At 73.7% G+C, this 23,654-nt stretch carries 19 protein-coding genes; 9 read left to right on the top strand and 10 right to left on the bottom strand.

Translation table 11 applies throughout. From position 1 onward, the window contains the following. Positions 1-2: 2 nt before the first annotated feature. Both ACFP1Z_RS00475 and ACFP1Z_RS00470 read left to right on the top strand, forming a co-directional pair. A complete protein-coding gene (locus tag ACFP1Z_RS00475; protein ID WP_390313621.1) occupies positions 3-1,172 on the top strand; it encodes a nitroreductase family protein in 1,170 nt (389 codons plus the stop codon). A gap of 459 nt (positions 1,173-1,631) precedes the next feature. Further along, the gene (locus tag ACFP1Z_RS00470) at positions 1,632-2,294 is read left to right on the top strand and encodes a helix-turn-helix transcriptional regulator (protein WP_390313620.1); all 663 of its coding nucleotides are present in this window, start codon (positions 1,632-1,634) and stop codon (positions 2,292-2,294) included. Positions 2,295-2,324: 30 nt separating this feature from the next. Here ACFP1Z_RS00470 and ACFP1Z_RS00465 read toward each other — a convergent pair whose 3' ends face one another. From ACFP1Z_RS00465 to ACFP1Z_RS00425, 9 genes are all read right to left on the bottom strand, one after another. Further along, positions 2,325-2,645: a RedY protein gene (locus ACFP1Z_RS00465; protein ID WP_390313619.1), complete on the bottom strand. Its 321-nt coding sequence runs from the start codon at positions 2,643-2,645 to the stop codon at positions 2,325-2,327. 60 nt (positions 2,646-2,705) lie between these two features. Beyond that, positions 2,706-3,869, bottom strand: a complete 1,164-nt coding sequence (redW, locus tag ACFP1Z_RS00460) for an L-prolyl-[peptidyl-carrier protein] dehydrogenase (protein ID WP_390313618.1) — start codon at positions 3,867-3,869, stop codon at positions 2,706-2,708. Further along, positions 3,866-6,754, bottom strand: coding sequence for a beta-ketoacyl [acyl carrier protein] synthase domain-containing protein (locus tag ACFP1Z_RS00455; RefSeq protein WP_390313617.1), 2,889 nt, complete (start codon positions 6,752-6,754; stop codon positions 3,866-3,868). Before ACFP1Z_RS00455 ends, redW begins: the two co-directional genes overlap by 4 nt. 195 nt (positions 6,755-6,949) lie before the next feature. Then, positions 6,950-7,759 carry an AfsR/SARP family transcriptional regulator gene (locus tag ACFP1Z_RS00450; RefSeq protein ID WP_390313616.1) on the bottom strand — a complete coding sequence of 270 codons (810 nt, stop codon included), beginning with the start codon at positions 7,757-7,759 and terminating at the stop codon, positions 6,950-6,952. A 271-nt stretch (positions 7,760-8,030) separates the two neighbouring features. Beyond that, positions 8,031-8,732 (bottom strand): response regulator, encoded by a 702-nt coding sequence (locus ACFP1Z_RS00445; RefSeq protein WP_390313615.1) that lies wholly within the window; start codon positions 8,730-8,732, stop codon positions 8,031-8,033. A 124-nt stretch (positions 8,733-8,856) separates the two neighbouring features. Further along, entirely contained in the window at positions 8,857-10,122 is a 1,266-nt protein-coding gene (locus ACFP1Z_RS00440; protein ID WP_390313614.1) for a sensor histidine kinase, read from the bottom strand. After that, on the bottom strand, positions 10,122-12,230 hold the full coding sequence (locus tag ACFP1Z_RS00435; protein WP_390313613.1) for an MMPL family transporter: 2,109 nt from the start codon (positions 12,228-12,230) through the stop codon (positions 10,122-10,124). Before ACFP1Z_RS00435 ends, ACFP1Z_RS00440 begins: the two co-directional genes overlap by 1 nt. Positions 12,231-12,368: 138 nt before the next feature. Continuing rightward, a complete protein-coding gene (locus ACFP1Z_RS00430; protein WP_390313612.1) occupies positions 12,369-13,937 on the bottom strand; it encodes an APC family permease in 1,569 nt (522 codons plus the stop codon). Positions 13,938-14,051: 114 nt separating this feature from the next. Then, positions 14,052-15,014 (bottom strand): hypothetical protein, encoded by a 963-nt coding sequence (locus ACFP1Z_RS00425; RefSeq protein WP_390313611.1) that lies wholly within the window; start codon positions 15,012-15,014, stop codon positions 14,052-14,054. Between the two features lie 453 nt (positions 15,015-15,467). Between ACFP1Z_RS00425 and ACFP1Z_RS00420 the strand changes: the two genes are divergently transcribed. The 5 genes from ACFP1Z_RS00420 (at position 15,468) to ACFP1Z_RS00400 (ending at position 20,407) form a co-directional block, all read left to right on the top strand. Continuing rightward, a complete protein-coding gene (locus ACFP1Z_RS00420; RefSeq protein WP_390314079.1) occupies positions 15,468-16,352 on the top strand; it encodes a DMT family transporter in 885 nt (294 codons plus the stop codon). A gap of 46 nt (positions 16,353-16,398) precedes the next feature. Next, positions 16,399-16,926: an NUDIX hydrolase gene (locus ACFP1Z_RS00415; protein ID WP_390313610.1), complete on the top strand. Its 528-nt coding sequence runs from the start codon at positions 16,399-16,401 to the stop codon at positions 16,924-16,926. Positions 16,927-17,078: 152 nt separating this feature from the next. Beyond that, on the top strand, positions 17,079-18,017 hold the full coding sequence (locus ACFP1Z_RS00410) for an MBL fold metallo-hydrolase (protein ID WP_390313609.1): 939 nt from the start codon (positions 17,079-17,081) through the stop codon (positions 18,015-18,017). A 106-nt stretch (positions 18,018-18,123) separates the two neighbouring features. Continuing rightward, on the top strand, positions 18,124-19,176 hold the full coding sequence (locus ACFP1Z_RS00405; RefSeq protein ID WP_390313608.1) for a phosphotransferase family protein: 1,053 nt from the start codon (positions 18,124-18,126) through the stop codon (positions 19,174-19,176). 16 nt (positions 19,177-19,192) lie between these two features. Beyond that, a complete protein-coding gene (locus ACFP1Z_RS00400; RefSeq protein ID WP_390313607.1) occupies positions 19,193-20,407 on the top strand; it encodes an acyl-CoA dehydrogenase family protein in 1,215 nt (404 codons plus the stop codon). Positions 20,408-20,423: 16 nt separating this feature from the next. Here ACFP1Z_RS00400 and ACFP1Z_RS00395 read toward each other — a convergent pair whose 3' ends face one another. Then, on the bottom strand, positions 20,424-21,209 hold the full coding sequence (locus ACFP1Z_RS00395) for an SDR family NAD(P)-dependent oxidoreductase (RefSeq protein ID WP_390313606.1): 786 nt from the start codon (positions 21,207-21,209) through the stop codon (positions 20,424-20,426). A gap of 248 nt (positions 21,210-21,457) precedes the next feature. Between ACFP1Z_RS00395 and ACFP1Z_RS00390 the strand changes: the two genes are divergently transcribed. Together ACFP1Z_RS00390 and ACFP1Z_RS00385 are read left to right on the top strand one after the other, a co-directional pair. Further along, positions 21,458-22,744, top strand: a complete 1,287-nt coding sequence (locus ACFP1Z_RS00390) for a serine-threonine protein kinase (protein WP_390313605.1) — start codon at positions 21,458-21,460, stop codon at positions 22,742-22,744. 204 nt (positions 22,745-22,948) lie between these two features. Continuing rightward, positions 22,949-23,560: a hypothetical protein gene (locus ACFP1Z_RS00385; RefSeq protein WP_390313604.1), complete on the top strand. Its 612-nt coding sequence runs from the start codon at positions 22,949-22,951 to the stop codon at positions 23,558-23,560. The last annotated feature ends 94 nt before the right edge of the window (positions 23,561-23,654 follow it).

Here is a 23,654-nt window from a genome sequence, read left to right as displayed (position 1 = left end):
CCATGACACCCAGCGACGCCCGCTCCCCCTTCCGCGAACGGGAGTTCACCGACGCGCTGCGCCACGCCGCCGGGCTGGCCGCGCTCAGCCCGTCCTCGCACAACTGCCAGCCGTGGGCGCTCGCCCGGCTGGAGAGCCGGCCCGCGCGCCGGGCGGCGGCCGACCTGCTGGGCACCCCCGACGACGACGGCCACGTCTATCTCGCGCTCGCCCTGGACCTGCGGCGGCAACTGACCACGCTGCCGGGCCACTTCGTGGAGATGCGGGTGAGCTGCGCCGCGTACTGGCGGATGCTCACCCGGGCACTGGCCGCGCAGGGCTGGACCACCGTGGCCGGCCGCGCCCACGAGGGCCGCGACCTGCTCCCGGCCCGCGCGCCGGTCCGCTCGTGGCCGCAGGACTGGTCGCTGCTGTGGACGGCGGCGCTGCGCCGGGGCGGCGGCCCCGCCGAGAGCCTGACGGCCTTCCGCGTCGCCGCGCACGCCCGGCACACCAACCGCGGCCCGTACGAGGCCGCGCCGCTGCCCGCGCCGCTGCTGGGGGAGCTCGCGCGGCCCCGGCCGGATGCCGACGCGGGCGCGGTCGAGGTACGGCACCTGGCCTCGGCGGCCGAACGCGAGGCCGTCGCCGGCTTCCTGGCCCGCCACGGCGGCATCGACTACAGCCACCCGGCGGCCTGGCGCGAGACCCACGCGTTCATCCGCTGGAGCCCGGCGGCGGTGCGCGCGCACGGGGACGGCTTCCCCGCCCCGCTGCTGTTCGGCCCGCTCACCCGCGCCCGTACGGTGGCCCGGCGGATCGCGCTCGCGCCGCCGGTCATGCGGCTGTTGTGCCGCTTCGGCTACGACCGCTCGCTCGCGGCCGGGCTAGCGGAAACGGTACGGCAGGGTCCGGCCGTCGTCGCGATGAGCTTCCCGCAGGGACCGCCCGGGGTCGCCGACGCCTTCGCCGGCGGCGCGCGGATCGCCGACTACTGGCTGGGGGCGGCCCGGGCCGGGCTGGCCCTGCACCCGGTGAGCGTCCTCATGCAGCACGACGAACTGCGGCGCGCACTCCAGGCGGAGCTGGGGATTTCGGGCCAGTTGTTCTTCCTGAGCCGGGTGGGGCGCCCGCTGACGGCGTACCCGCGCTCGCCCCGGCGGGCCGACGCGGCGGCCTGTCGCACGGTGTGAACCCCTCGCACCCTCACCTCCGTTGACAGCGGGGCGGCCGGAGACGGCCGCCCCGCTGTCCGCTGCGACGCCTGCCCGGATGTCCATACGGAATCCCGGCAACTCCCCAACAGGAAACCGACAACAGCAAGGGAACGTTCCGGACAGGCGCCGGCGGCGGCTCCGGCGCGCGGTCCGGGATTATTCGCGCGTGCCCGAACATTGCCGTGACGGCTTCCCCGCCATTTCGCGCCAAAAAATCGGTGCGCCCCCCGGAAGCCAGTTCGCGCTGGCGTACAGTCGGTGGGGACGTGCGAGGGGGTTGCCGTGTCCGTGGAGCAGGCAATATCGGGCCACCGGACGGCCGTCGGCCGTTGCCGGGCGGTCTTCTCCCCCAGATCCCCCATCCGCCACAATTGCGCCCGCACCCCGATGTCGCTCCGCCCGGGACCCCATTTCCGTTCACTGGAAGCAGGCTCGATGAGTATGCGCATACTCCTGTGCTGCGACAAGCTCATCCTCGGCGCAGGTCTGCAGGCCCTGCTGGGCCAGCACGGCCTGGAGGCCGTGACGAAGACCTCCGTACGCAGCACGGTGGCGGCGGCCAGGGAGCTCACCCCGGACGCCATCGTCGTCGTGGCCCCGGCGCTGGGCATCGACGACACCCATGAACTCGCCGAACTCTCCCGTATCGCCAAGGTCGTCCTGCTGGCCAGACCGGAGGCCACCCATCGCGCGTTCGAGGCGCTGCGCATAGGGGTGCGCGCGGTCCTCTCCCTGGAGGACCCGCCGGGGGAACTGATTCAGATGATCAAGACCGTTGTCGAAGTGGATGCCATGGTGGCCCCGTTGACCGCGCGCAAGGCCCTGGAGCAGCTGCGCACTCCCGCGTCCCCGGCGCCCGTCCCGCCGTCGGCGGGCACGCTCACGCCCCGGGAGGCGGAGGTGATGCTGCTGCTCGCGCAGGGCTGGTCGAACGCCGAGATCGCGGAGAAGCTGTCCATATCGAATGCGACGGTCCGTTCCCATGTCCACCATGTCCTGCGGAAACTGGACGCCGGCACCCGGGCCCGGGCGGTGGCCATCGCCTACGAGACCGGGCTGATCGGGGCCATGGAGCGGCAGGCGGCCCGCCGCCCGTGAGCCGCGCCCGGAGCCGGACCGCTCCCGGCTTCAGGCGGTCGCGTGATAGCCCGGGGCTATACGTTCCCCGGCCGCCTCGTCAATGACAGAGGCCATCTCCTCGAATTCCGAGACGAGTCCGCGGAAAACATCCGACTTCATGTCGGCTGCGAAGTCCGCTTGCGATACGACGGTTATCACCTCGAAGTAGTGGAACGGCGCCCGCGGGTCCGCCGATACTTTTTGAACGCTGAACGAGCGCACGCTCGGCAGTTGCGGGCAGGTGGTGTAATCGGTTTCCCTGACCCAGGTTTCGAAACGTTCCGGGGAAACACCCGGACGCAGCCGGATCCGGTGCACGATGATGTCCACGTCGGGCAGCACTCCTTTTGTTGTTCACCGGTGGGACGCCGGCGCTTCACCGCGGGGCGGTCAGCGGCGGCGCGGGGCCCGCCGTCCGCCGAGGCCGAGGGCGCGCGCGACATTGTTGCGCTGGATCTCGTTGGTGCCGGAGAAGATGCGGGAGGGCAGGGCGTCGCGCAGCAGGGTCTCGGCCTCTCCGCCGAGAATGCCGAGCGCGCCGCGCAACTGCACGGCGTCCAGCCCGAGTTGCACCGCCGCCTCGCTGACCGCGAGTTTCGCGAGCGCCGGGGCGACCTCGTCGTCGCTGCCGGCCGCCAGCCCGCTCGCGGCCTTGTAGAGCACGAGCCGGGCGGACTCCAGGCGCAGGGTCATGTCGACGACGCGGTGGCCGACGGCCTGGAAGCCGCCGATGGGGCTGCCGAACTGCTCGCGCTCCTGGACGTGGGTGACCGTGGACTCCAGTACGCGCCGCATCGCGCCGAGGTAGACGGCGAACAGGCAGGTGCGCTCCCACTTCATGGAGGAGGAGAAGATCCCGGCCCCCGCGCCCTCCGCGCCCAGGACGTTCGCGGCGGGCACCCGGCAGCCCTCCAGGTGCACGTCCGCCGTGGGCGAGCCGCGCAGGCCGAGTTTGTCGTAGCGGGGGCCCACGGTCAGCCCCGGGGTGCCGGCCTCGATCAGGAAGGTGGTCAGACCGAAGAAGCCGGCACCGGGCGCGGTCGCGGCCTGCACGACGAAGACGTCGGCGACGGGGGCGTTGGTGGTGAAGCACTTGTCGCCGTCGAGGACGTAGGCGTCGCCGTCGCGCACCGCACGGGTGCGCAGGTTCAGCGCGTCGGAACCGGCCTCGGGTTCGGTGATGGCGTGGGCGGCGATCCGCTCGCCCGAGGCGAGGGCGGGCAGCCACCGCTGCCGCTGTTCCCCGGTGCCGAACTCGACGATCGGCATGCAGGCGGCGAAGAGGTGGGCGGCGACGGAGAAGGCGAAGCCGGTGTCGGGGGAGCCGTGACCGAGGGCCTCCATGAGCCCGGCCGCGGCCACTGCGTCCAGTCCGCTGCCGCCGTCGGCGGCGGGCACGGTGGTGCCGACGAGCCCTTGTTTTCCGGCGAGTTGCCAGCGCCGCCGGAACTCCTCGCGGGTCCGGTACGTGCCGTCGCCGCCCAGGTCGCGGCGGGCGAAGGCGACGACCATGGCGCGCATTTCCTCGGTCTCGGGGTCGAAGTCGAAGTTCATGCCGTTCCGTTCGTCGTGATCCGAGTGTGCTCTTCGAGCAGTACGTGGTAGTTGATGCCGCCGGTGCCGAAGGAGCTGACACCGGCGCGGCGGGGCCGGCCGGGGGTGCCGGGCCAGGGCGCGCTGCCGGTGGGGACGACGGCGGGGATGCGGTGCAGCTCCAGGTCCGGACTGAGGGTGCGCAGCCCGGCGTTGGCGGGCAGCACCCCGGTGCGCAGCGCGTACAGGGCACGCAGGACCCCGGCGGCGCCGGCTGCCGCGAAGGTGTGTCCGTAGAAGGACTTGGCGGAGCCGATGCGCAGCGGGGCGCGCCGGTGGGGGCTCGCGTAGACGCGGGCGGCGGCGGTGGTCTCGACGCGGTCGCCGACCCGGGTGCCGGTGCCGTGCGCCTCCAGGCAGTCGACGTCGACGGGGTCGAAGTCGGTCTGGGCGAAGGCCTGGCGCATGGCCCGTACCTGTCCGTCGGCGTCGGGGGCGATGAGCGACTTGGCGTCGTTGGAGGCGCCGATGCCGCGCAGCAGGGCGTGCACGGTCTCGCCGTCGCGCCGGGCGTCGTCGTAGCGCTTGAGGAGGAACAGGGCGCAGCCGTCCCCGGGGGTGAAGCCGTCGGCGGCGGCGTCGAAGGGGGTGATCCGCTCGTGCGAGAGCAGTCCGAGGGCCGAGCACAGCACCATGTCGCGGGCGTTGCAGGGCAGTTCGACGCCGCCGGCGAGGGCGTAGTCGGCGCTGCCGGAGCGCAGCCGGCCGACGGCCACGTCGAGGGCGGCGAGCGAGGAGGCGCACGCGGCCTCGATGCCGACGGGCACGGCGGCGAGCCGGTACTCGCCGGCGAGGACGGCGGCGACGCCGCTGGCGAGGCAGCCGTCCAAGTCCTCGGGGGCGTCGACGCGGGCCTCGGACACGTAGCGTTCCCGCAGGAGTTCGAGGAGGGTCGCCACTTCCGTGGGCTCCAGGCCGGCGAGCGCGGGGAGGGAGCGTACGGCCGTCTCGATCCGGTCGAGGGCGAGGGCGGCGGCGGTGCGGCGCTCGCGGCCCAGGCCGAGGTTGGTGCCGACGGCGATCAGGCCCGTGCCGTCCAGGGCGGGGGCGTGGCGGCCGCGCCGGCCGAGGAGTTCGGCGGTCACGGCCAGGGTCACGCGCTGTGCGGGGTCCATGGCCGCGTACCGCCGGGGCGGGATGCGCAGGCCCGGCGGCGGCTCCTCGGGGACGTCCAGCGCGCAGCCCTGGTCGGTGTAGCTGTGGGCGAGGCTGAGCCGGCCGGGCCGGTGGTAGACCTCGCGCTCCAGGAGGCGTTCGGGCAGCGGGCCCAGCCGGTCCGCTCCGGCGAGCATGCCGGTCCAGAAGGCGTCGGCGTCGGGGGCGGGACCGAAGCGGCCGCCGTAGCCGACGACGGCGATGGGCTGCGGGGCGACGCGGGTGCGGGAGGTGCGCCGGGCCGGGGCGAGCGGGGTGTGTTCCTGGAGGACGAGGTGGCACAGGGTGCCGGTGAGGGAGGAGCCGGTGACGGCGGCGCGGCGCGGCCCGCCGCCGGCGGGCGCGGGCCACGGTTCGGCCGTGGCCGGCCGGCGGAAGGGGGTGTCCCGCACTTCGGTCCCGTCCGTGGGCGCCCGGGGCGGCAGGGTGCGGTGGTACAGCGCCAGGGCCGTCTTGGCGACGCTCGCGAGCCCGGCGTGGGCGAGGGTGTGCCCGAGCCGCTCCCGCACGGCACCGAGAGCGACGGAGCCGGGGGCCGCGTCCGCGAACACCTCGTCCAGGGCGGCGCGTTCGGCACGGTCGACGGCCGCGATGCCGCCTCCGGCGCACTCGACGTAGCCGATGGACCCGGCGGTGACGCCGCAGGCCGCGTGCGCGGCGCGAGCGGCGTCCGCGTGGGCCCGCGCGGAGACCGAGTAGCGGAAGACACCGGGGCGGGCGTCGTGGCGCAGGGCGCACCCGAGGATCGTGGCGTAGATCCGGTCCCCGTCACGCACGGCCGTGGAGAGCCGTTTGAGCAGCAGCGCGCCGACACCTTCGCCAAGGGTGAACCCGTCGCCGCGCCCGGCGGCAGGGGAAGGAGTCCCCTCCCCCACACCGGGTGCGAACCCGTCGTCCCCGCCGGCCCCAGCCGGCCCCGCGAGCAACCCCTTCGCGGTGAGTGCCGCGGGCAGGTACGGGCCCTCCTCGCGCTGGCCCGTGACGACGAGGACCGCTTCGGAGAGGTGGGCGCGCAGGGTGTCGACGGCGTGGGCGATCGCGTGGAAGGACGTGGCGTCGGCGGCTTCCAGGGCCAGGGTGCGGCCGCGGAGTTTGCAGGCGCTCGCGATGCGGGCGGGGATGGTGCTGGCCATTTCCCCGACCCGGTCGTGCGGGGAGGCGCCGAGCCGGCGGGCGAGGGCGGTGCGCAGTTCGTCGGCGGCCTGTTCGCCCGTGCGGGCCGAGCCGCCGAACTCCGGGGCGGCGACGGCCCGGGCGAGTTCGTGGGCGTAGCGGCTTCCTTCGACGCGCAGGGCGTTGGCGTACTGCCGGTCCAGTCCGCCGCAGACGCCGACGACGACGTCGGTGCGGTCGGCGGACGGGGCGCCGGCGGCGCCGCCCGCGTCGGCCAGGCAGTCGCGGGCGGCCTGGAGCATCAGCAACTGCATACGGGCCAGCGCGCCGGCCTGCGCGGGCGGGATGCCGAAGTCGGCGACGTCGATGTCGAGTTCGTCGAGCCCGGCCGGGCGGCCGCCGGGCGCGGCGCCGGGGTCGGTGAGCTGCTTCCAGTACGCGTCGGGGCCGCGCGCGCCCGGGTGCAGGGCGGCGATGCCGACGACGGCGATGCCCTCGCCGGGGTGCTCGCGGTGGTCCTGCGGCGCGGCCGGTTCGGGTGTGGTGGCGCGGTGGTGCGGGTCCAGCCCAGAGTGCATGTCGGGACGGCTCCGTAGGGATAGGCCCGGCCCGCGGCGGCGGGCGCCGGCGGGCGGGGAGGGGTTCGCGTGGGGTTCCGGCGGGCGCGGTCGGGTGGCGCCGCTTCCGGGCGGTGTTCAGGAGTGCTCAGGCGTGCTCGGGCGCGTTCCGGCGGAACCGGGTCGACGGCCGGCCGGCCGGTCCGCGGGATGCCGTCAGCACGTGCTGGCGACGGGCTCGCGGCGCCCGTTCCACAGGGCGCTGGGCAGCAGCAGGGCCGGGTCCTGGGCGAGGATCTCGGCGTGCCTGCGCTGGAGATGGGCGCCGGGCTGGATGCCCAGCTGTTCGTCGAGCCGTCGGTGGGTGGTGCGGAAGCGTTCCAGGGCCTCGCTCTGCCGGCCGGTGCGGTACAGCGCGAGCATGAGCAGTTCGCAGAAGCGCTCGTGCAGTGGGTGCCGGGCGACGAGTTCCTGCAACTCGGCGATGGCCTGGGCCTCGTGGCCGAGGAGCAGCCGGGCGGTGACGAGGTCCTCCCAGGCGGTCAGCCGGCGCTCCTCGAAGAGGGCGGCGGCGCTGGCGCAGCGCAGCCCGTCACCGGCGTCGAACAGGGCGGGGCCGCGCCACAGCCGCAGTCCGGTCTGCAACTGGCGGGCGGCTTCGCGCGGGTCGTCGGGGAGGGCGGTGCCGCCCCGGCTGACGTGGTCGAGGAAGCGGTTGGCGTCGACGGCGTCGGCGGATATGTCGAGCAGATAGCCGTGGGGCACGGCGCGCAGCACGCTGGTGGTGTGCTGCGGGGTGTGGGCCTCCAGGACCTTGCGGACGCGCGTGGCCTGGGCCTGGAGCGCGTTGCGGGGATTGCCGAGCGGTGAGCCGGACCACAGCTCGTCGACGAGTTCGAGGTGCGAGACGGCCCGGCCGGCGTGCAGGGCGAGGGTCGCGAGCATGGCACGGACCTTGCTGGCCCGTATGTCGCTGCTCCTCTCCTGGGCACGGATCCGCACGGGACCGAGTAGTTCGATGTGCACGAAGTTCCCCCCGATTGGTGAACCCGTAGTGCGTTCACTGCTGTTGACGTGCCGGAAATTCCCGTTTCGGGCTTTCCAGCGCCCCATCTTCGCAACGGCGCGGAAGGGGCGTCATCCATCCCAGGGCCCCTTTCCGCCCTCAACAGCTGTGAAGGGCCTGTGAGTCGTCTCGGCCGTACGTGGAGTTCCGCCCGGGCCGGTCTCAACGGGGGTCAACGCGCGGCGGACGCGCCGGGGGCGGCTCCCCCGCCCCCCGGCGTACCGCCGCGCTTCAGGGGGTGCCGGCGCCGCCCGGGGTGACCAGTCCGGCCTCGTAGGCGGCGATGACGAGCTGTACCCGGTCGCGGGCGCACAACTTGCCCATGATCCGGCTGACATGGGTCTTGGCCGTGAGCGGGCTGAGTCCGAGGGCGTCGCCGACCTCGGCGTTGTTCAGGCCGCGCGCGACGAGGGAGAGGACCTGCCGCTCGCGCGCGGAGAGGATCGCGAGCCCGTTGCTGACGAAGCTGTCGGGGATGTCGGGGCGGGGCGCGCGCAGGACGCGTTCGATGAGCCGGGAGGTGGGGCCGGGCGAGAGGAGGGCCTCTCCGGCGGCGACGGTGCGGATCGCGTCGAGGAGGGCGGCGGGGCGGGTGTCCTTGACCAGGAAGCCGGAGGCGCCAGCGCGCAGCGCGTCGATGACGTACTCGTCGGTGTCGTAGGTCGTCAGGACGAGCACCTTGACTCCGGCCATGTCCTCGTCGGCGGCGATGAGCTGGGTGGCCTCGATGCCGTCGAGGTCGGGCATGCGGATGTCCATCACCACGAGGTCCGCGCGGGCGCTGCGGGCGAGTTCGACGGCCTGCCGGCCGGTGCCGGCCTCGCCGACGACCCGCATGTCCGGGGCGGTGTCGACGAGCATGGCGAACGCGGAGCGGACGAGCCGCTGGTCGTCGGCGAGCAGGACGCGGATCGCCGGCTGCTGGGCGCTCATCGGCCGTTCCTCCGTGTGCTTGCGCCGGGGGCGGCCGCTGCCGTGACGTTTCGTGCTGCACTCATGCACTGCCATCCTTCACGGTGGGACCCGCGGCCCGCCGTCCCGGCCGGCCGCGGGTCGGTCATTGGTGTGCTTCCTCGGCCGCGGGGGCCGACGGGAGCACGGCGTGCACCGCGAAGCCGGCACCGCCCACGCGGGGTCCGGCCGTCAGCCGGCCGCCGACGCTGCGGGCGCGCTCGCGCATCCCGACGATGCCGTAACCCCCGGACTCCGTGGGCTCGTTGCCCGGTACGGGCCCGGGGCGCGGGGCGTGCGTCCCGCCGTCGTCGACGACGGTGACGTGCAGGGCGTCGTCACCGTCGGCGCTCGCCACGCTCACCTTGACGCTCACCGAGGGCCCGGCGTGCCGGACGGCGTTGGTGAGCGCTTCCTGGACGATACGGTATGCGGCCGCGCCGGCCGCGGGCGGCGGTACGGCCGTGCCGGAGCGCACGTCCAGCTTGACGCTGGCGCCCGCCGCTTCGGCGGCCCGCGCGAGGTCGGCGAGCCCGTCGAGGCCCGGCAGCGGTCCGTAGCCGGCGGAGTCCCCGGCGCGCAACACCTCCAGGGTGGCGCGCAGTTCGGCGCGGGCGTCGCGGCAGGTGTCGGCGATGGAGTCCAGTGCTTTGGCGAGGGCGGTGCGGTCGAGCCGTTCGGGGTCGGCGAGCAGGACGTGGGCGGCGACGGCGGTCTGCACGCCGACCAGGGTGATGCTGTGGGCGAGCAGGTCGTGCAGGTCGCGGGCGATGTGGACGCGTTCCTCGGCGACGCGGCGGGCCGCTTCCCGCTCGCGGGTGCGCTCGGCGCGCTCGGCGCGCTCCACGATGGCGGCGACGTAGTTGCGGTGGATGCGCACCGCTTCGCCGAGCAGGACGACATCGGCGACCCAGCCGGCGCTGACCAGGGTGGGCAGGATCTGGTGGCCCTTGCCGAGGCCGAGCATCACGGCGGTGGCGGCGGTGTAGATGCCGCCGAGGGTGAGGAAGCTGCGCAGCGGGGGGCCGGCGACGGCGAGGGTGCACAGGGCGACGAGCCCGGAGGGCAGGACGGCGGTGCGCGGATAGCCCAGGGCGTAGTAGGGGCCGAGGACGCAGGCGACGGTGAGGACCGTCAGCCAGGGGGCCCGGCGCCGCGCGGTGAGGGCCAGCGCGGCGCCGGTCAGACACGCCCATCCCGGGACGTCGCGCGGGTGCCCGTCCCCGGTGACGACGAACAGCAGGCAGTCCAGGGCCAGGACCGCGAGCGCGATCCCCAGGTCCTGCAGCAGCACGGTGCGTCGGCCGGCGGACTGCGGCTGGGGCAGCAGCAGGCGCGCGATCATCGGGGTGACCGGGTCCCGGGGTGGCATCACGCTTCCATGGAACTCCGCGAGAGCCTGCCCGGCCACCACATCCACCTCTTGAGCAACAGGCTTGCGGAGGTGACCAGATAGGTGCGGACGAGGAAGGTGTCGAGCAGGACGCCGACGGCGATGATGAAGCCCATCTCCACGAGTTGCACGAGCGGCAGCATGGCGAGGACGGCGAAGGTCGCGGCGAGCACGACGCCCGCCGAGGCGATCACACCGCCGGTGGTGCGCAGGGCGGTGAGCGCGGCCTCGGCGTAGTCGGCGCCGCGCAGCCGTTCTTCACGGGCGCGGTGCATCAGGAAGATGCCGTAGTCCACGCCGAGCGCGACGAGGAAGACGAACGTCATCAGCGGCAGGCTCGGATCGAGGCCCTTGAAGCCGAGGGCGGGCCCGAAGAACATGCCGCTCAGGCCCATGGCCGCCCCCCAGGAGGCGATGACCGCGAGCACGAGGACCACGGGGGCGACGACGCTGCGCAGCAGGGCGATGAGCACGAGCAGCACGGCGACGAGCACGATGGGCACGACCTTGACGCGGTCGTCGGCGTTGGCGGTGTCGAGGTCCACCTGCTGGGCGGTGGATCCGCCGACCTTGGCCTCGGCTCCGGGCACCGTGTGCAGGGTGTGCCTGAGGTCGGCGATGGTCTTCTTCTCGCCCGCCGTCTCGGGTTTGGCGGTGGCGAACACATCGAGCTGGGTGATGTCGGGCCCGCTGCGGCCGGGGGCGACCTGGGCGACGCCCGGGGTCCGCTGGGCCGCCGTGAGCACGGCCTGTGCCTGGCCGGTCTTGGTGACCACGACGATGGGCTGGCTGCTGGCCTCGGGGAAGGCCCGCACGAGGGTGTCCATCGCCTTGACGGAGTCGGGTTTCTTCAGGAAGCCGTCCTGCAGCTTCAAAGTGCCCGGCAGATTGAGCGTGCCGACGGCGAGCGCGCCGAGCACCACCACGCCGGTGATCAGCACCCGGGCGGGGTGTTTGCCGGCGGAGCTGCCCATCATCGCGAACAGCGAGCGGTGGTGCGGGATTTCCGCCCCGTAGCGCGGCACGATCGGCCAGAAGACGCGGCGGCCGAGGACGACCAGGATCGCGGGCAGCAGCGTCATCATCGCGGCCAGCGCGCAGACGATGCCCACCGCGCCGACGGGTCCGAGGCCGCTGCTGCTGTTGAGGTCGGCGGCCATCAGGCACATCAGGCCGCCGATCACCGTCCCGGAGGAGGCGAGCACGGCCGGGCCGCAGCGGCGCACGGCGGCGATCATCGCCTCGTACGGCCGCTCCGTGCGGTGGAGTTCCTCGCGGTAGCGGGCGGTGAGCAGCAGGGCGTAGTCGGTGCCGGCGCCGAAGATGAGCACGGTCATCACGGCGGTGCTCATGGTGGTGACCGTCAGGTCGAAGCCCTGGATGAGCCCGTAGACCGCGGCCATGGCGGCCGAGGCGGCCACGATGACGACGAGCAGCGGCACCAGCCACAGGAACGGGCTGCGGTAGATGATGATCAGCAGTACGGCGACGACGGCCCCCGTGGCGTAGATCAGCACGCCGTCGATGGTCGCGAAGACGTCGTTCTGGTCGGTGGCCAGGGCGAGTTGGCCGCCGAGCTCGGTCTTCAGGCCGTCCGGCCGTCCCTCCTTGGCCAGTTTGCGGATGTCGTCCACGGCTTTGGACTGCTTGGCCGCGTCGGGGAGTCCGGTGAGGGACAGCGCGGTCATCTGGGTCGCGCCGTCCTTGGAGACCACGCTGGGCGGCGGACTGCCGCCCAGCAGCGGGTGCTTGGCCGCGATCTTCGAGATCTGCGCCTGGGCGGCCCGGCGGTCGGCGTCGGTGAGGCCGCCGTCGCGGTGGTGGACGAGGATCGCGTCGGAGGTCTCGCCGCCGGGGAGCTTCTTCAGCAGGTGCTCGACGCGGGTGGACTCGGCGCTGGCGGGCAGATAGTCGGTGGGGCGGTCGCGGGCGGCGCCGTTGAGCTTGCCGGCGAAGGGCGCGGTGACGGCCAGCACCACGATCCACAGCGCGATCACCGCCCAGGGGATCGCGCGCCGTTTGGCCCGCCCGGTGCCGGCCTCGCCGGCCCGGCCCTCCTTCCGTGGTGTTCCCGTCGCCGGGCCCATGTCGCCCTCCTCGCTTCCAGGGATCGTGACCCTTCAAGGCTCCTCTCGTCCCGGGTCCCGGCGCGTCGGCCCCCAGATCGAAGCGGAAGCTAATCCGCCGGGCGCAAGGGGGAGTTGGTTACTCCCCCGGGAGTAGGGTCAGCGGCCCGCCGGGCCGGACGACTCCGACGAGTCGGACGTCTCCGCCGTCGCCGCCGAGACCGCCGCCTTCTCCAGTTGGAACGCCTCATTCCCCAGGCCGATGGCCGCGTGCACCTCGGGGCGGACGTACTTCAGGACGATCCCGTAGATCAGGCCGATGACGACGGCCGTGCCGATGATGCTCGGCAGGATCCAGCGCAGTGGCGACGTGGGGTCGGCGCCGAGCAGGACGTCGAAGTCCTTGACCGCGTAGGCCGCGATGACCAGCAGGGCGATCCCGGCGAGCGCGGAGGCGACGAGCCGGGGCCCCTGTACACGGGCCGCGCCGCGCCGGACGAAGAAGGTGATGACGGCGGCGCAGGCGGCGGCCATGAGCACGATGATGCCGAGCGCACCGACGTTGCCGGTCCAGGTGAACATGCGCTGGATGGGCGCGGTGGGGTCGCCGTTGGGCCGTCCGTCGGTGAGGGCGAAGATCCCGATCGCGGCGACGGAGACCAGGCTCTGCAGCAGCGAGCCGTGCGCGGGGGCGCCGCTGGCGCGGGCGGTGCGGCCCATGGCGGCGGGCAGCAGCCCCTCGCGGCCCATGGCGAAGGCGTAGCGGGCGACGACGTTGTGGAAGCTGAGCAGGGCGGCGAACATGCCGGTGACGTAGAAGAGGTGCATGACGTCGGCGAAGGCGCCGCCGAGCCGGTCCTCGGTGAGCTTGAACAGCAGGTTGGGGCCGAGTTCCTGGGCGAGGCCGACGATGTGTCCGGGTCCGGCGGCGACCGTCAGCGCCCAGGAGCCGATCGCGAAGAACACGGCGACGAGCCCGACGGCGAGGAAGGTCACGCGGGCGACGACGACCTGCGGCCGGCTGGTCTCCTCCGCGTAGACGGCGGCCTGTTCGAAGCCGACGAACGCGGCGATGGTGAAGCACAGCGCGGTGCCGAGCCCTCCTCCGCCGAGGGAGTCGAGGTCGAAGGCGCGCAGGGAGAAGCCCTCGGCGCCCGGGCTGCCCAGGCCCACGCAGTCGAAGACGACGACCATGACGCACTCGATGAGCAGCAGCACGCCGAGCACCCGGGCGTTGAGGTCGATCTTCAGCCAGCCGAGCGCGCCGACGGCGAGGGCGGCGGCGAGCGCGGGGACCCACCAGGCGATGCTCACGCCGAGGTGGGTATCGAGCAGTCCGGACAGTTCGTAGCCGAAGATGCCGTAGATGCCGAACTGCAGGGTGCTGTAGGCGACGAGGGCGACGACGGAGGCGGCGGCGCCCGCCGTGCCGCCCAGGCCCCGGGCGATGTAGGCGTAGAAGGCACCGGCGTTGTGCACGTGCCGGCTCATCTCGGCGTAGCCGAAGCTGAAGAGGGTCAGCACGACGCCGAGGATGACGAAGAGCAGCGGCTGGCCGACGATGCCCATCGTGCCGTAGGTGGTGGCCATGACGCCGGCGGTGACCATCAGCGGGGCGCTGGCGGCGACGACGGACAGCAGCAGCCCGGGGAGTCCTATCCGGTCGGCGCGCAGCCGTCTCTCGTGACCCTTGAACGTGCTGATCTCACGGGTGGCGCTCACGGGCATGGCGGAAGGTCCTTTCCACGACGGATTGCTTTCCACGGCGGGGGGCTTCCCACAGCGGGGGCTTCCCGCGGCGGGTCGGCGGCGTGCTCTCGTGGTGGGGGGTGTGCCGCGGCCTCACGCGGAGCCGAGCGCGGCGCGGCGCGCGGCGAGGAAGGCCCGCGCGGGGTCCCGGTCGGGGTACTCCCAGGGGGCGCGGGTGGCGTGCGGGCCGATGCGGGTGAGGAGGGCGGCGGCCTCGGCGGTGCGGCCCTCGCAGAGCTTGGCGTGGGCCAGGTAGTTGAGGTCGATCTTGCGCCGGGGGTGGGTGGCGGCGGTTTCGTCGTCGACGTCCCATTCGAGCCACCAGTCGAAGGCGGCTTTCATCACCTGGCGGGCGCGGCGCGTGGTCCAGTGTCCGGAGCGCTCCGCGTCGCGGCTCTCCAGGCCGGCGCGGGCCAGGACCCGGTAGCGCTCGGTGTGGGCGATCACGGGCAGGACCGCCAACGGCGAGTCGGCGGGGGCCTGTTCGGCGGCCCAGGCGGCGAAGTCGTAGACCTCGTGCAGCGGGTCGTCCCGGTCGCCCTCCTGGTGTTCGGCGAGGCAGGCGGCCATCAGGTGGTGGGCGTGGTGGTGGTCGCGGTGCCGGGCGCGGACCTGGTCGAAGGCGCGTACGCGCTCGTCGTCGCTGCCGGTGCGGCTGGCGAGGATGAGCACGGCGAGCCAGGGGCTGGGGTCGGCGGGGGCCATCCGGGCGGCGAGCAGGCACTGGGCGCGGGCGGCGTCGGGGCGCTCACGGCCGCGTACCGCGAGGAGGACGGTGGCGCAGGCGAGCAGGGCGGCGGCGTCGGCGCTGTCGGGCTCGGCGAGCTGCCACTCGCGGGCCCAGGCGGCGCTGGAGCGGCCCTCGGCGAGGACGACGAGGCGGTGGCCCCGGCGGTCCCAGTCGTCGCCGGTGTCGGTGAGCAACTGCCGGGCCTCGGTCCAGCGGCCGCGCGCGAGGGCGTCACGGACCGTGGCCAGTTCGCCGTCGCCGAGGGCGGGGTCGAAGGTGATCGTGTCCTTGCTGCGGGGCCGGCCGAGGGGTGGCGGGGGCGTCATCTGCGGGCTTCCTCCCCTTGCTCCAGGGCGCACGTTCCCCTTACGGCCGCCGGGGCGGGGCGTGAAGCCCCGGCCGTACCGGGCACCCGCGATCACCGACCACTTCAGTCACGCACAGCAAACCGGTAGTCACACCTCCGAGTCAAGACCGATCTTGCCAGTCACCCCCGCGGCCCCGCCCCAACTGCCCGGCCGGCGGCTCCGGTTCGCGGTACGGGCGCCTTCGCACCGCGAACCGGAGGCGGGAATTCCCCCCAATCCGTACACTTACCCCCATAGGGCTGGCGTTCGAAGGGGTGACGGAGCGGCTCCCGGGAACCTTCCGAGCCGGTCAACCGCTGGAAGGGATGTGCGACCGAAAGAGGGGTACTCGGCCGTCACAGCGGCCGCAAGGCGGCTATCGTTTTTCTGTCAAGTCCCCTACGTCCGGACGGTCTTGAGGTGCGCGACGCAATGGTCTTCGCCTTCGCCGTGAGTGCCGCGTGCTGCCTGGGCATCGGCTTCGTGTTCCAGCAGAGCGCCGCGCAGCGGGCTCCCATCAGCGACTTCCTCTCCCTGCGGCTGCTGTTCGACCTGGTGCGGATGCCGCAGTGGCTGCTGGGCATCGGGTTCATGGTCTGCGGCATGGTGCTCGGCGCCATCGCCCTCGGGCAGGGCGAGATCTCCCTGGTCGAGCCGCTCCTCGCGACGAATCTGCTGTTCGCCATGGCGCTGTCCCGCTGGCGGAGCGGGGCGCCCCTGGGCGCGACGGGCTGGGGCGGCCTGTGGCTGCTCGCCGGCGGGGTCACCGCCTTCATCGTCGCGGGCCGGCCGCACGGCGGCGACTCGGTCACCGACCCGCTGCGGCACTGGCTGATCATCGGGCTCATGGTCGGCGGCGCCCTGGCCATGGCGGCGGTCTCCAAGCGGGTGCGGCTCAGCGTGGAGGCCCCCCTGCTGGGCACGGCCGCCGGGCTGCTCTACGGCGTGCAGGACGCGCTCACCAGGGTCAGCGGCGAGCGGCTGGCGCGGCAGGGCTGGACGGAGCTGTTCACCGGCTGGCAGCCCTACGGCGTGGTCGCGATCGGGGTGACGGCGCTGGTCATGGTGCAGAGCGCCTTCGAGACGGCGCCGCTGCGGCTGTCCCTGCCCGCCCTGACCGCCGCGCAGCCGCTCGCAGGCATCGCCTGCGGCGTGGGCTTCCTCGGCGACCGGCTGGTGACCACGCCCGGTGCGCTGGCCTGGGAGGCGGCCGGGCTCGCCGCGATCGTCCTCGGCATCGTGCTCATCGGCCGGCATCCGGCGATGCCCTGCGGCATGTCCGAGCGGGACCGGGTCAGAGATCTCCAGCCGCACTGACCGGGGCCCCCGGCGCCCGGCCGCGCCGCCCTGTTTGAATGAGTCCATGACCGATCCGCAGCCGCTTGCCGCAGCCGAGGTACTGGACATCGTCGACGAGCGGGACCGGGTGGTGGGGCAGGCGCCCCGGGGCGAGGCGTATGCGCGCGGCCTGCGCCACCGCTGCGTCTTCGTCCTGGCGCGCGACGCGCGGGGCCGGATCTTCGTGCACCGCCGCACCGAGGGCAAGCTCGTCTTCCCCTCGCACTACGACATGTTCGTCGGCGGCGTGGTCGGCGCGGGCGAGTCCTACGACGAGGCCGCCCTGCGCGAGGCCGAGGAGGAGCTCGGCGTTACGGGCCTGCCCGCGCCGACACCGCTGTTCCGCTTCCTGTACGAGCGGCCGGGGCAGTCGTGGTGGTCGGCGGTCTACGAGGTCCGGTGCGATGTGGCGGTGTCTCCGCAGGCGGAGGAGGTGGCCTGGCATGCGTTTCTCTCCGAGGAGGAGCTCGGGGGGCGCCTCGCGGAGGGTTCGTGGCGCTGGGTGCCGGATGGCCTGGAGGCGTACGAACGCCTGCGGGCGTACCGGCCGTGATCTCGCCCCGGGGGCTCCGCCCCCGGACCCCCTCCCCCAGACTCCGTCCGGGGGTGCCCCCAGGCTGCGCCGCTCGTCCTCAAGCTCCCCCAGAGGGGGTGCCCCCAGACGGGCTGATTTCAACGCGGAAACGGAACAGGAGCCACCGACCCATGTGCATCACCAACCGCGCCGCGGCCGCCGAAGCCGCGAAGAAGGACCCCTACACGGTCCGCCTCGCCGACGGCGTCACCGCGTTCGTCCAGCCCGACGGTGGGTGGTGTCTGAACAACGCCGGCTTCGTCTCCGACGGCGGCCGTACCGCGCTGATCGACACCGCCGCGACCGAACGGCGGGCGCGGCTGCTGCGCGAGGCCGTCACCGCGAGCGGGGCCCCGCTGCCCTCGACGCTCGTCAACACCCATCACCACGGTGACCACACGTACGGCAACTGGGTCTTCCCGGAGGCCACCGTCATCGGCCATGAGGGCTGCCGCAGCGAGACGGTCGCGGCGGGGCACCAGTTGCACGCCATCTGGCCGGGCACCGACTTCGGCGAGATCCGGATCACGCCGCCCACCCTCACCTACACCGATTCCCTCACCCTGTTCGTGGGGGACATCGAGGTGCGGCTGCTGCACCCGGGTGTCGCGCACACCGTCGGTGACACCGTGGTGTGGCTGCCCGAGCAGCGCATCGTCTTCACCGGTGACCTCGTCTTCAACGGCGGCACCCCGTTCGTGCCGATGGGTTCGCTCAGCGGGTCGCTGGCCGCGCTGGAGCGACTGCGCGCGCTGGACGCGGAGATCGTGGTGCCGGGCCACGGGCAGGTGACCGATCCGGGGGTGTACGACGCGGTCGAGGGTTATCTGCGGTTCGTGGACGAGCTGGCCCGCGACGCGTACGCGCAGGGCAAGTCGCCGCTGGAGGCGGCCCGTTCCGCCGATCTCGGCGAGTTCGCGGGGCTGCAGGAGAGCGAGCGGCTGGTGGCCAATGTGCACCGCGCGTACGCCGAGCTGGACGGGTTCCCGCCGGGCTCGCCGCTCGACATCGTGGCCGCGCTCGGCGACATGGCGGTGATGAACGGCGGCGCGCTGGCCTGCCACGCGTGACCGCCGGCCGCACGGCCGGTTTCCCGTTCGCCCCTGGACTGCCTACCGACCGGTAGGCATGATGATCGCGGATCACCGGACGCACGACGGACGGAGGAGCGCGACGATGGGCTCGACCAGTGCCACGCGCACGCAGGACGGACCCCCGGGCCTGGACCCGGAGCGGCTGCGGGCATTCCTGGACCGGGAGCGTCCCGGGCTCGTCCGGGGGCCGCTGACGGCGGAGTTGATCGAGGGCGGGCGCTCCAACCTCACCTACACCGTCTCCGACGGCACGGCCCGCTGGGTGGTGCGCCGCCCGCCGCTGGGCCATGTCCTGGCCACCGCGCACGACATGCGGCGCGAGCACCGGGTGATCGGGGCGCTGCGGGGCACGCCGGTGCCCGTGCCGGAGGCGCTGCTGCTGTGCGAGGACGAGGGCGTGATCGGCGCGCCTTTCTACGTGATGGGGTTCGCGGAGGGGACCGCGTACCGTTCGGCGGGGCAGCTGGCGCCGCTCGGGCCGGAGCGCACCCGTACCGTCGTGCTGAACCTCGTCGACACGCTGGTGGCGCTGCACGCCGTGGACCCGGCGGCCGTCGGTCTCGCGGACTTCGGCCGCCCGGAGGGCTTTCTGGAGCGGCAGTTGCGCCGCTGGGGCCAGCAGCTCGACGCGTCCCGCAGCCGTGAACTGCCGGGCGTGGACGCCCTCCTGGCCGCCCTGTCGGGGCGTCTGCCGGATGCCGCGAGCAGTTGCGCTCCCGCGGTGGTGCACGGCGACTACCGTCTCGACAACGTCCTGATCGGCGCCGACGACCGGGTGACGGCCGTCCTGGACTGGGAGATGTCCACGCTGGGCGACCCGCTGACCGATCTGGGCCTGCTGGTGATGTACAGCGAGCAGCGGCCGGTGCCCGGCTCCCCCGTCGCGACGACGCGCGACGCGCCCGGCCACCCGCGACCGGCCGAGCTGGTCGAGCGGTACGCGGCCGGCTCGGGCCGTGACGTGTCCGCGCTGCCCTGGTACACGGCGTTCGCCTACTTCAAGCTCGCGGTGATCCTGGAGGGCATCCACTACCGCTACACGCTCGGGCAGACCGTCGGCGCGGGCTTCGACCGGATCGGTGATCTCGTGCCGCGCTTCGTCGAGGGCGGCCTGAGCACCCTCGACCAGGGCTGAACAGGGGCTGGGGAACATGGACTTCGCGTACGACGCCCGCACCGAGGAGCTGCGCGCCGCGCTGCTGGCGTTCATGGACGAGCACGTGTATCCGGCGGAGGAGCGGGCCCGTCGGCAGCGGGAGGAGCAGACGGACCCGTGGGAGACCCCGCCGGTCGTGGAGGAGTTGAAGGAAGAGGCGCGGCGGCGCGGCCTGTGGAATCTGTTCCTGCCGGATCCCCGGTACGGGGCGGGGCTGAGCAACGCGCAGTACGCGCCGCTGGCCGAGATCACCGGCCGCAGCCCGCAGTTGGCGCCCACGGCGCTGAACTGCGCGGCCCCGGACACCGGGAACATGGAGCTGCTGGCGGAGTTCGGCACGGCGGAGCAGCGTGAGCGCTGGCTGGAGCCGCTGCTGGCCGGGCGGATCCGTTCGGCGTTCGCGATGACCGAGCCGGAGGTCGCGTCCTCGGACGCCACCAATATCGCGACCAGTATCGAGCGGGACGGTGACGCGTATGTGGTGACCGGCCGCAAGTGGTACATCTCCGGTGCGCTGCACCCGCGTTGCGAGATCCTGATCGTGATGGGCAAGACCGATCCGCACGCGGCGGACGTGCGCCGTCAGCAGTCGATGGTGCTGGTGCCGCGCGACACGCCGGGGGTGGAGATCCGCCGGCCGATGCGGGTCTACGGCTACGAGGACCACTACCACGGCGGTCACGCGGAGGTCGTCTTCGACCGGGCGCGGGTGCCGGCGGCGAATCTGCTGGGCGAGGAGGGCGGCGGTTTCGCCATCGCGCAGGCCCGGCTGGGTCCGGGCCGGATCCACCACTGCATGCGGCTGATCGGTATGGCGGAGCGGGCGATCGAGCTGATGTGCCGGCGGGCGCTGACGCGCACGGCGTTCGGTGAACCGCTGGCGCGGCAGGGCGTGGTGCGGGAGTGGATCGCGGACGCGCGCGTGACGGTGGAGCAGTTGCGGCTGCTGGTGCTGAAGACGGCCTGGCTGATGGACACGGTCGGCAACAAGGGCGCGCACACGGAGATCCAGGCCATCAAGATCGCGACGCCGCGCGCGGTGGCGGACATCCTGGACCGGGCGGTGCAGTTGCACGGCGCGGCGGGGGTGGGGCAGGACTTCCCGCTGGCGGAGCTGTGGGCGGCGGCGCGCACGCTGCGGCTGGCGGACGGCCCCGACGAGGTGCACCAACGCTCGCTGGCCCGCCGGGAGTTGCGCCGCTGCACCTGAGCGCGCCAAAGGACGGTCACGGGTGGTCGTAGCAGCCGCTGTCGGGGATGTCCTCCAGTTTGCGCTGGAGGTTGTTCATGCCGCGCAGCCAGCGGTCGGGGTCGGTGGCGCGGGCGGCGTAGTAGTCGGCGACCTCCGGGTGCGGCAGGATCAGGAAGCGGCCGGCGGCCATGCCCTCGAAGAGGGCGTCGGCGACCTGGGCGGGCTCTATCGCGGTGGGGACGAGGACGAGGTCCCCGGCGGGGCCGGTGCCACGCAGCATGTCGGTGCGGACGCCCTGCGGGCAGATCGCGTGGACGTCGATGCCGCAGTGGCGGTAGGTGAGGGAGAGCCATTCGGCGAAGGCGAGGGCGGCGTGTTTGGAGACGCTGTACGGGGCCGAGCCGATCATGGTGAGGAGTCCGGCGGCGGAGACGGTGGCGACGAAGCGGCCGCTGCCGCGTTCCAGCCAGCCGGGCAGCAGTTGGCGCGCGGCGCGGACGTGGGCCATGACGTTGACGTCCCAGGCGGCCTCCCACAGGTCCTCGCCGGCGTCGGGGCCGCCGGCGGGGGCGATCCCGGCGTTGGCGCAGTAGATGTCTACGCTGCCGCCGAGCGCCTCGCGGGCGGCGGGGACGACGTCGGAGGCGTCGCCGGGGACGGCGGCCGCGCCGATCTCCTTCGCGACCGCCTCGGCCTTGGCGGCGTCGAGGTCGTTGACCACGACGCGGGCGCCCTCGGCGGCGAACCGGCGGGCGATCGCGGCGCCGATGCCGCCGCCCGCCCCGGTGACCACTACTGTCGTGCCCCGCACTGTCTCCACTGCTCGCGTCTCCCTCGGCTTCGGCTCCACGGGCAGGCTAGCCAGTCGTTCTGGCGGGGTGAAAGGGGACGGCGGCCGGTTGCGTCAACGGCGCTTCGGCGCGCCGGACTTGAAGTGCTGATGGCTTTTCCGTGACCGATCGGGGCGGGTTCCACACGGAAGTGTGAAGTCGTCGGACGAAGGCTGGACGCGCCCTCTTGACAGGGGAAGCATGCGCGGACATCGGAGCGCTCTGAGGGGGACCTGCCATGCCGGGGACGCGTGTGGAACCGTACTGGGAGTTGACGTTCGACGCGGCGGGGACGGCGGATCCGCGCGAGGAGGCCGGCCTGTTCGCGGGGGTGACGGGACAGGGCGTCACCGACCTCGTGTTCTTCGCGCACGGCTGGAACAACGACCGGTCGAGCGCGACGGACCTGTACGACCGTTTCTTCGGCTTCTTCCCCCCACTGCTGGACGGCCGGGCTACGGGCCGGGGGCGCGTGGGGTACGTGGGGGTGGTCTGGCCGTCCATGGCGTTCTCGGACGAGCCCGTCCCCACCTACCCGAAACACCAGGACGCGGTCCCCGAACCGGCTGCCGGTCTGTCCCCCGCGACCCGTACGGCGCTCGTGGAGCTGTTCTCCTACGAGCCGGCGGCCGTGGACCGCATGGCGGAGCTGCTGGTGGCGCGGCCGGAGGACCCGGCCGCCCTGGAGGAGTTCGCCCGGCTCGTCCGGGGCCCGGCCCGCTCGCTGGCGGCCGCCTCCCCCGCCCTGACGCGCCCGCCGGAGCCGCTGATGTTCACCGAGGACGCCCGCGCGGTGTGCGGGCGCTTCGGCGACGCGCTGGCCGGTCTCGCGCGGGGCACGGCCCACGCGGCGGGCGAGGGCGCGCGGCGCCTGTGGGACGGGGCAGCCGAACTCCTGCGCCAGGCCACGTACTACACGATGAAGCACCGCGCGGGCACCGTGGGCCACGCGGGCCTGGGCCCCCTCCTCGGCCGGCTCGCCGCGGCGGCGCCGGCCGCGCGCTGTCATCTGGCCGGGCACAGTTTCGGGGCGCGGCTGATGTCCTTCGCGGTGCGGGCGCTGCCGCCGGAGGCGGGCTGCGTGGCGTCGCTCACCCTGATCCAAGGGGCGTTCTCCCACTACGCGTTCGCCGAGCGGCTGCCGTTCGACGCGCACGGCGGGGCGCTGGCCGGGGCGTACGGGCGCGTGGGCGGGCCGGTGGTGTGCTGTCACTCGCGCCACGACACCGCCCTGGGCGTGCTCTACCCGATCGCTTCGGCCGTCGCCGGGGACGACGAGTCGTTCCTGGGTATCGACGGCGACCGCTGGGGCGCGATGGGCCACGACGGCATCCAGGAGGTCGACGGCTGTCCGCGCCTGACGATCGCGGAGGCCCTCGGCGGGGCGCTGCCGGACAGCGGCTGTGTGAACGTCGACGCCTCGGCGGTGGTCGCGCACGGCGGCCCTCCGGCGGGCGCGCACTGCGACATCTGCCACCCCGAACTGGCCCGTGTCATCGCGCTCGCCGGCCGCCTCACCGGCTGACGCCCGGCACACCGGCGGGCGCACGGGACGACACAGGGGCGCGGACACAACGGCTGTGCGCGCTCCCCACATCGTGGCGCGGCTTCGGGGTAGCAGAGCGGCGTCGGCCGCTTTGCGGCGTGCCAACCGTACGAGGGATCCGAATGGCGACGAGTTACGTCCCTTCCATGTCGATCCGTGTCCGCGCGTCGGAGGTGGGATGCAGTGGCAGGTTTCAGAGCACTCGCACGAGAGGTCCGCGATCCGCGGCACAGTATCGCGCTGCGCCGGACCTCGCTGCGCAAATGCCTTGAGCGCTTCGCCCCCTACGGGCACCGGGCGACCTGGCACCACCTGTGCGTCCGTACCGGGCTCGACCCGGTCGACCGCTCCCCCGATCCCGCGCGCCTGATCGCGGCCCTGACCGAACTGGAGGAGGCCCGCGCGGTGTGGCTGGCGTACGAGCGTTCCGTCGCCGACCGCCGCAAGCGCGAGAAGCACGACGGGATCCGGCAGCCCGGCGCCCTGGACGACTGGCACCGCAACACCTGGGGCGGCTGCGCCATCGTGCCCAGCGTCAGCCCGACCGCGCACCCGCGGCTGCCGCTGGCGGAGGTGCTGCGCCGGGTGATCGCCGCGGTCGAGAGCGGACCGGGCGAGCTGTGCCCGGTGTGCGCGCGGGACCGGCTGGAGTGGCGCTGCGGACTGGAGTGCTGCCGGGGGGAGGGGCCCGTGTGCGCGGAGTGCGGCATCGTCGTTCCGCTGCCCGCGCTGAGCGCGGCGGCGCTGGCCACGGCACGCCGCCGCATGTTCGCCGACCGCTACGCCGCCGTGTGAGAGACGCGTCGCACCGGGCGCCGAGGGGGGTGACCCGTGCCCCGGTGCGGTGCGAGGATGCCCGGACGGCGGCCGTCCGGCCGCCGGTGCGCTT

Source organism: Streptomyces gamaensis, assembly GCF_042656465.1.
Classification (GTDB): Bacteria; Actinomycetota; Actinomycetes; order Streptomycetales; family Streptomycetaceae; genus Streptomyces; species Streptomyces gamaensis.
Note: the sequence above shows the minus strand (reverse complement) of the source record. Positions and strands in the feature narration are given on the sequence as shown.

Bases quoted from the DNA above. Each gene is read 5' to 3' on its own strand.
- ACFP1Z_RS00435 (WP_390313613.1), bottom strand. From the start codon at position 12,230: ATGGGCCCGGCGACGGGAACACCACGGAAGGAGGGCCGGGCCGGCGAG.
- ACFP1Z_RS00425 (WP_390313611.1), bottom strand. From the start codon at position 15,014: ATGACGCCCCCGCCACCCCTCGGCCGGCCCCGCAGCAAGGACACGATC.
- ACFP1Z_RS00400 (WP_390313607.1), top strand. From the start codon at position 19,193: ATGGACTTCGCGTACGACGCCCGCACCGAGGAGCTGCGCGCCGCGCTG.
- ACFP1Z_RS00470 (WP_390313620.1), top strand. From the start codon at position 1,632: ATGAGTATGCGCATACTCCTGTGCTGCGACAAGCTCATCCTCGGCGCA.
- ACFP1Z_RS00430 (WP_390313612.1), bottom strand. From the start codon at position 13,937: ATGCCCGTGAGCGCCACCCGTGAGATCAGCACGTTCAAGGGTCACGAG.
- ACFP1Z_RS00445 (WP_390313615.1), bottom strand. From the start codon at position 8,732: ATGAGCGCCCAGCAGCCGGCGATCCGCGTCCTGCTCGCCGACGACCAG.
- ACFP1Z_RS00440 (WP_390313614.1), bottom strand. From the start codon at position 10,122: ATGCCACCCCGGGACCCGGTCACCCCGATGATCGCGCGCCTGCTGCTG.
- ACFP1Z_RS00405 (WP_390313608.1), top strand. From the start codon at position 18,124: ATGGGCTCGACCAGTGCCACGCGCACGCAGGACGGACCCCCGGGCCTG.
- ACFP1Z_RS00475 (WP_390313621.1), top strand. From the start codon at position 3: ATGACACCCAGCGACGCCCGCTCCCCCTTCCGCGAACGGGAGTTCACC.
- ACFP1Z_RS00410 (WP_390313609.1), top strand. From the start codon at position 17,079: ATGTGCATCACCAACCGCGCCGCGGCCGCCGAAGCCGCGAAGAAGGAC.
- ACFP1Z_RS00455 (WP_390313617.1), bottom strand. From the start codon at position 6,754: ATGCACTCTGGGCTGGACCCGCACCACCGCGCCACCACACCCGAACCG.
- ACFP1Z_RS00420 (WP_390314079.1), top strand. From the start codon at position 15,468: ATGGTCTTCGCCTTCGCCGTGAGTGCCGCGTGCTGCCTGGGCATCGGC.
- redW (WP_390313618.1), bottom strand. From the start codon at position 3,869: ATGAACTTCGACTTCGACCCCGAGACCGAGGAAATGCGCGCCATGGTC.
- ACFP1Z_RS00415 (WP_390313610.1), top strand. From the start codon at position 16,399: ATGACCGATCCGCAGCCGCTTGCCGCAGCCGAGGTACTGGACATCGTC.
- ACFP1Z_RS00390 (WP_390313605.1), top strand. From the start codon at position 21,458: ATGCCGGGGACGCGTGTGGAACCGTACTGGGAGTTGACGTTCGACGCG.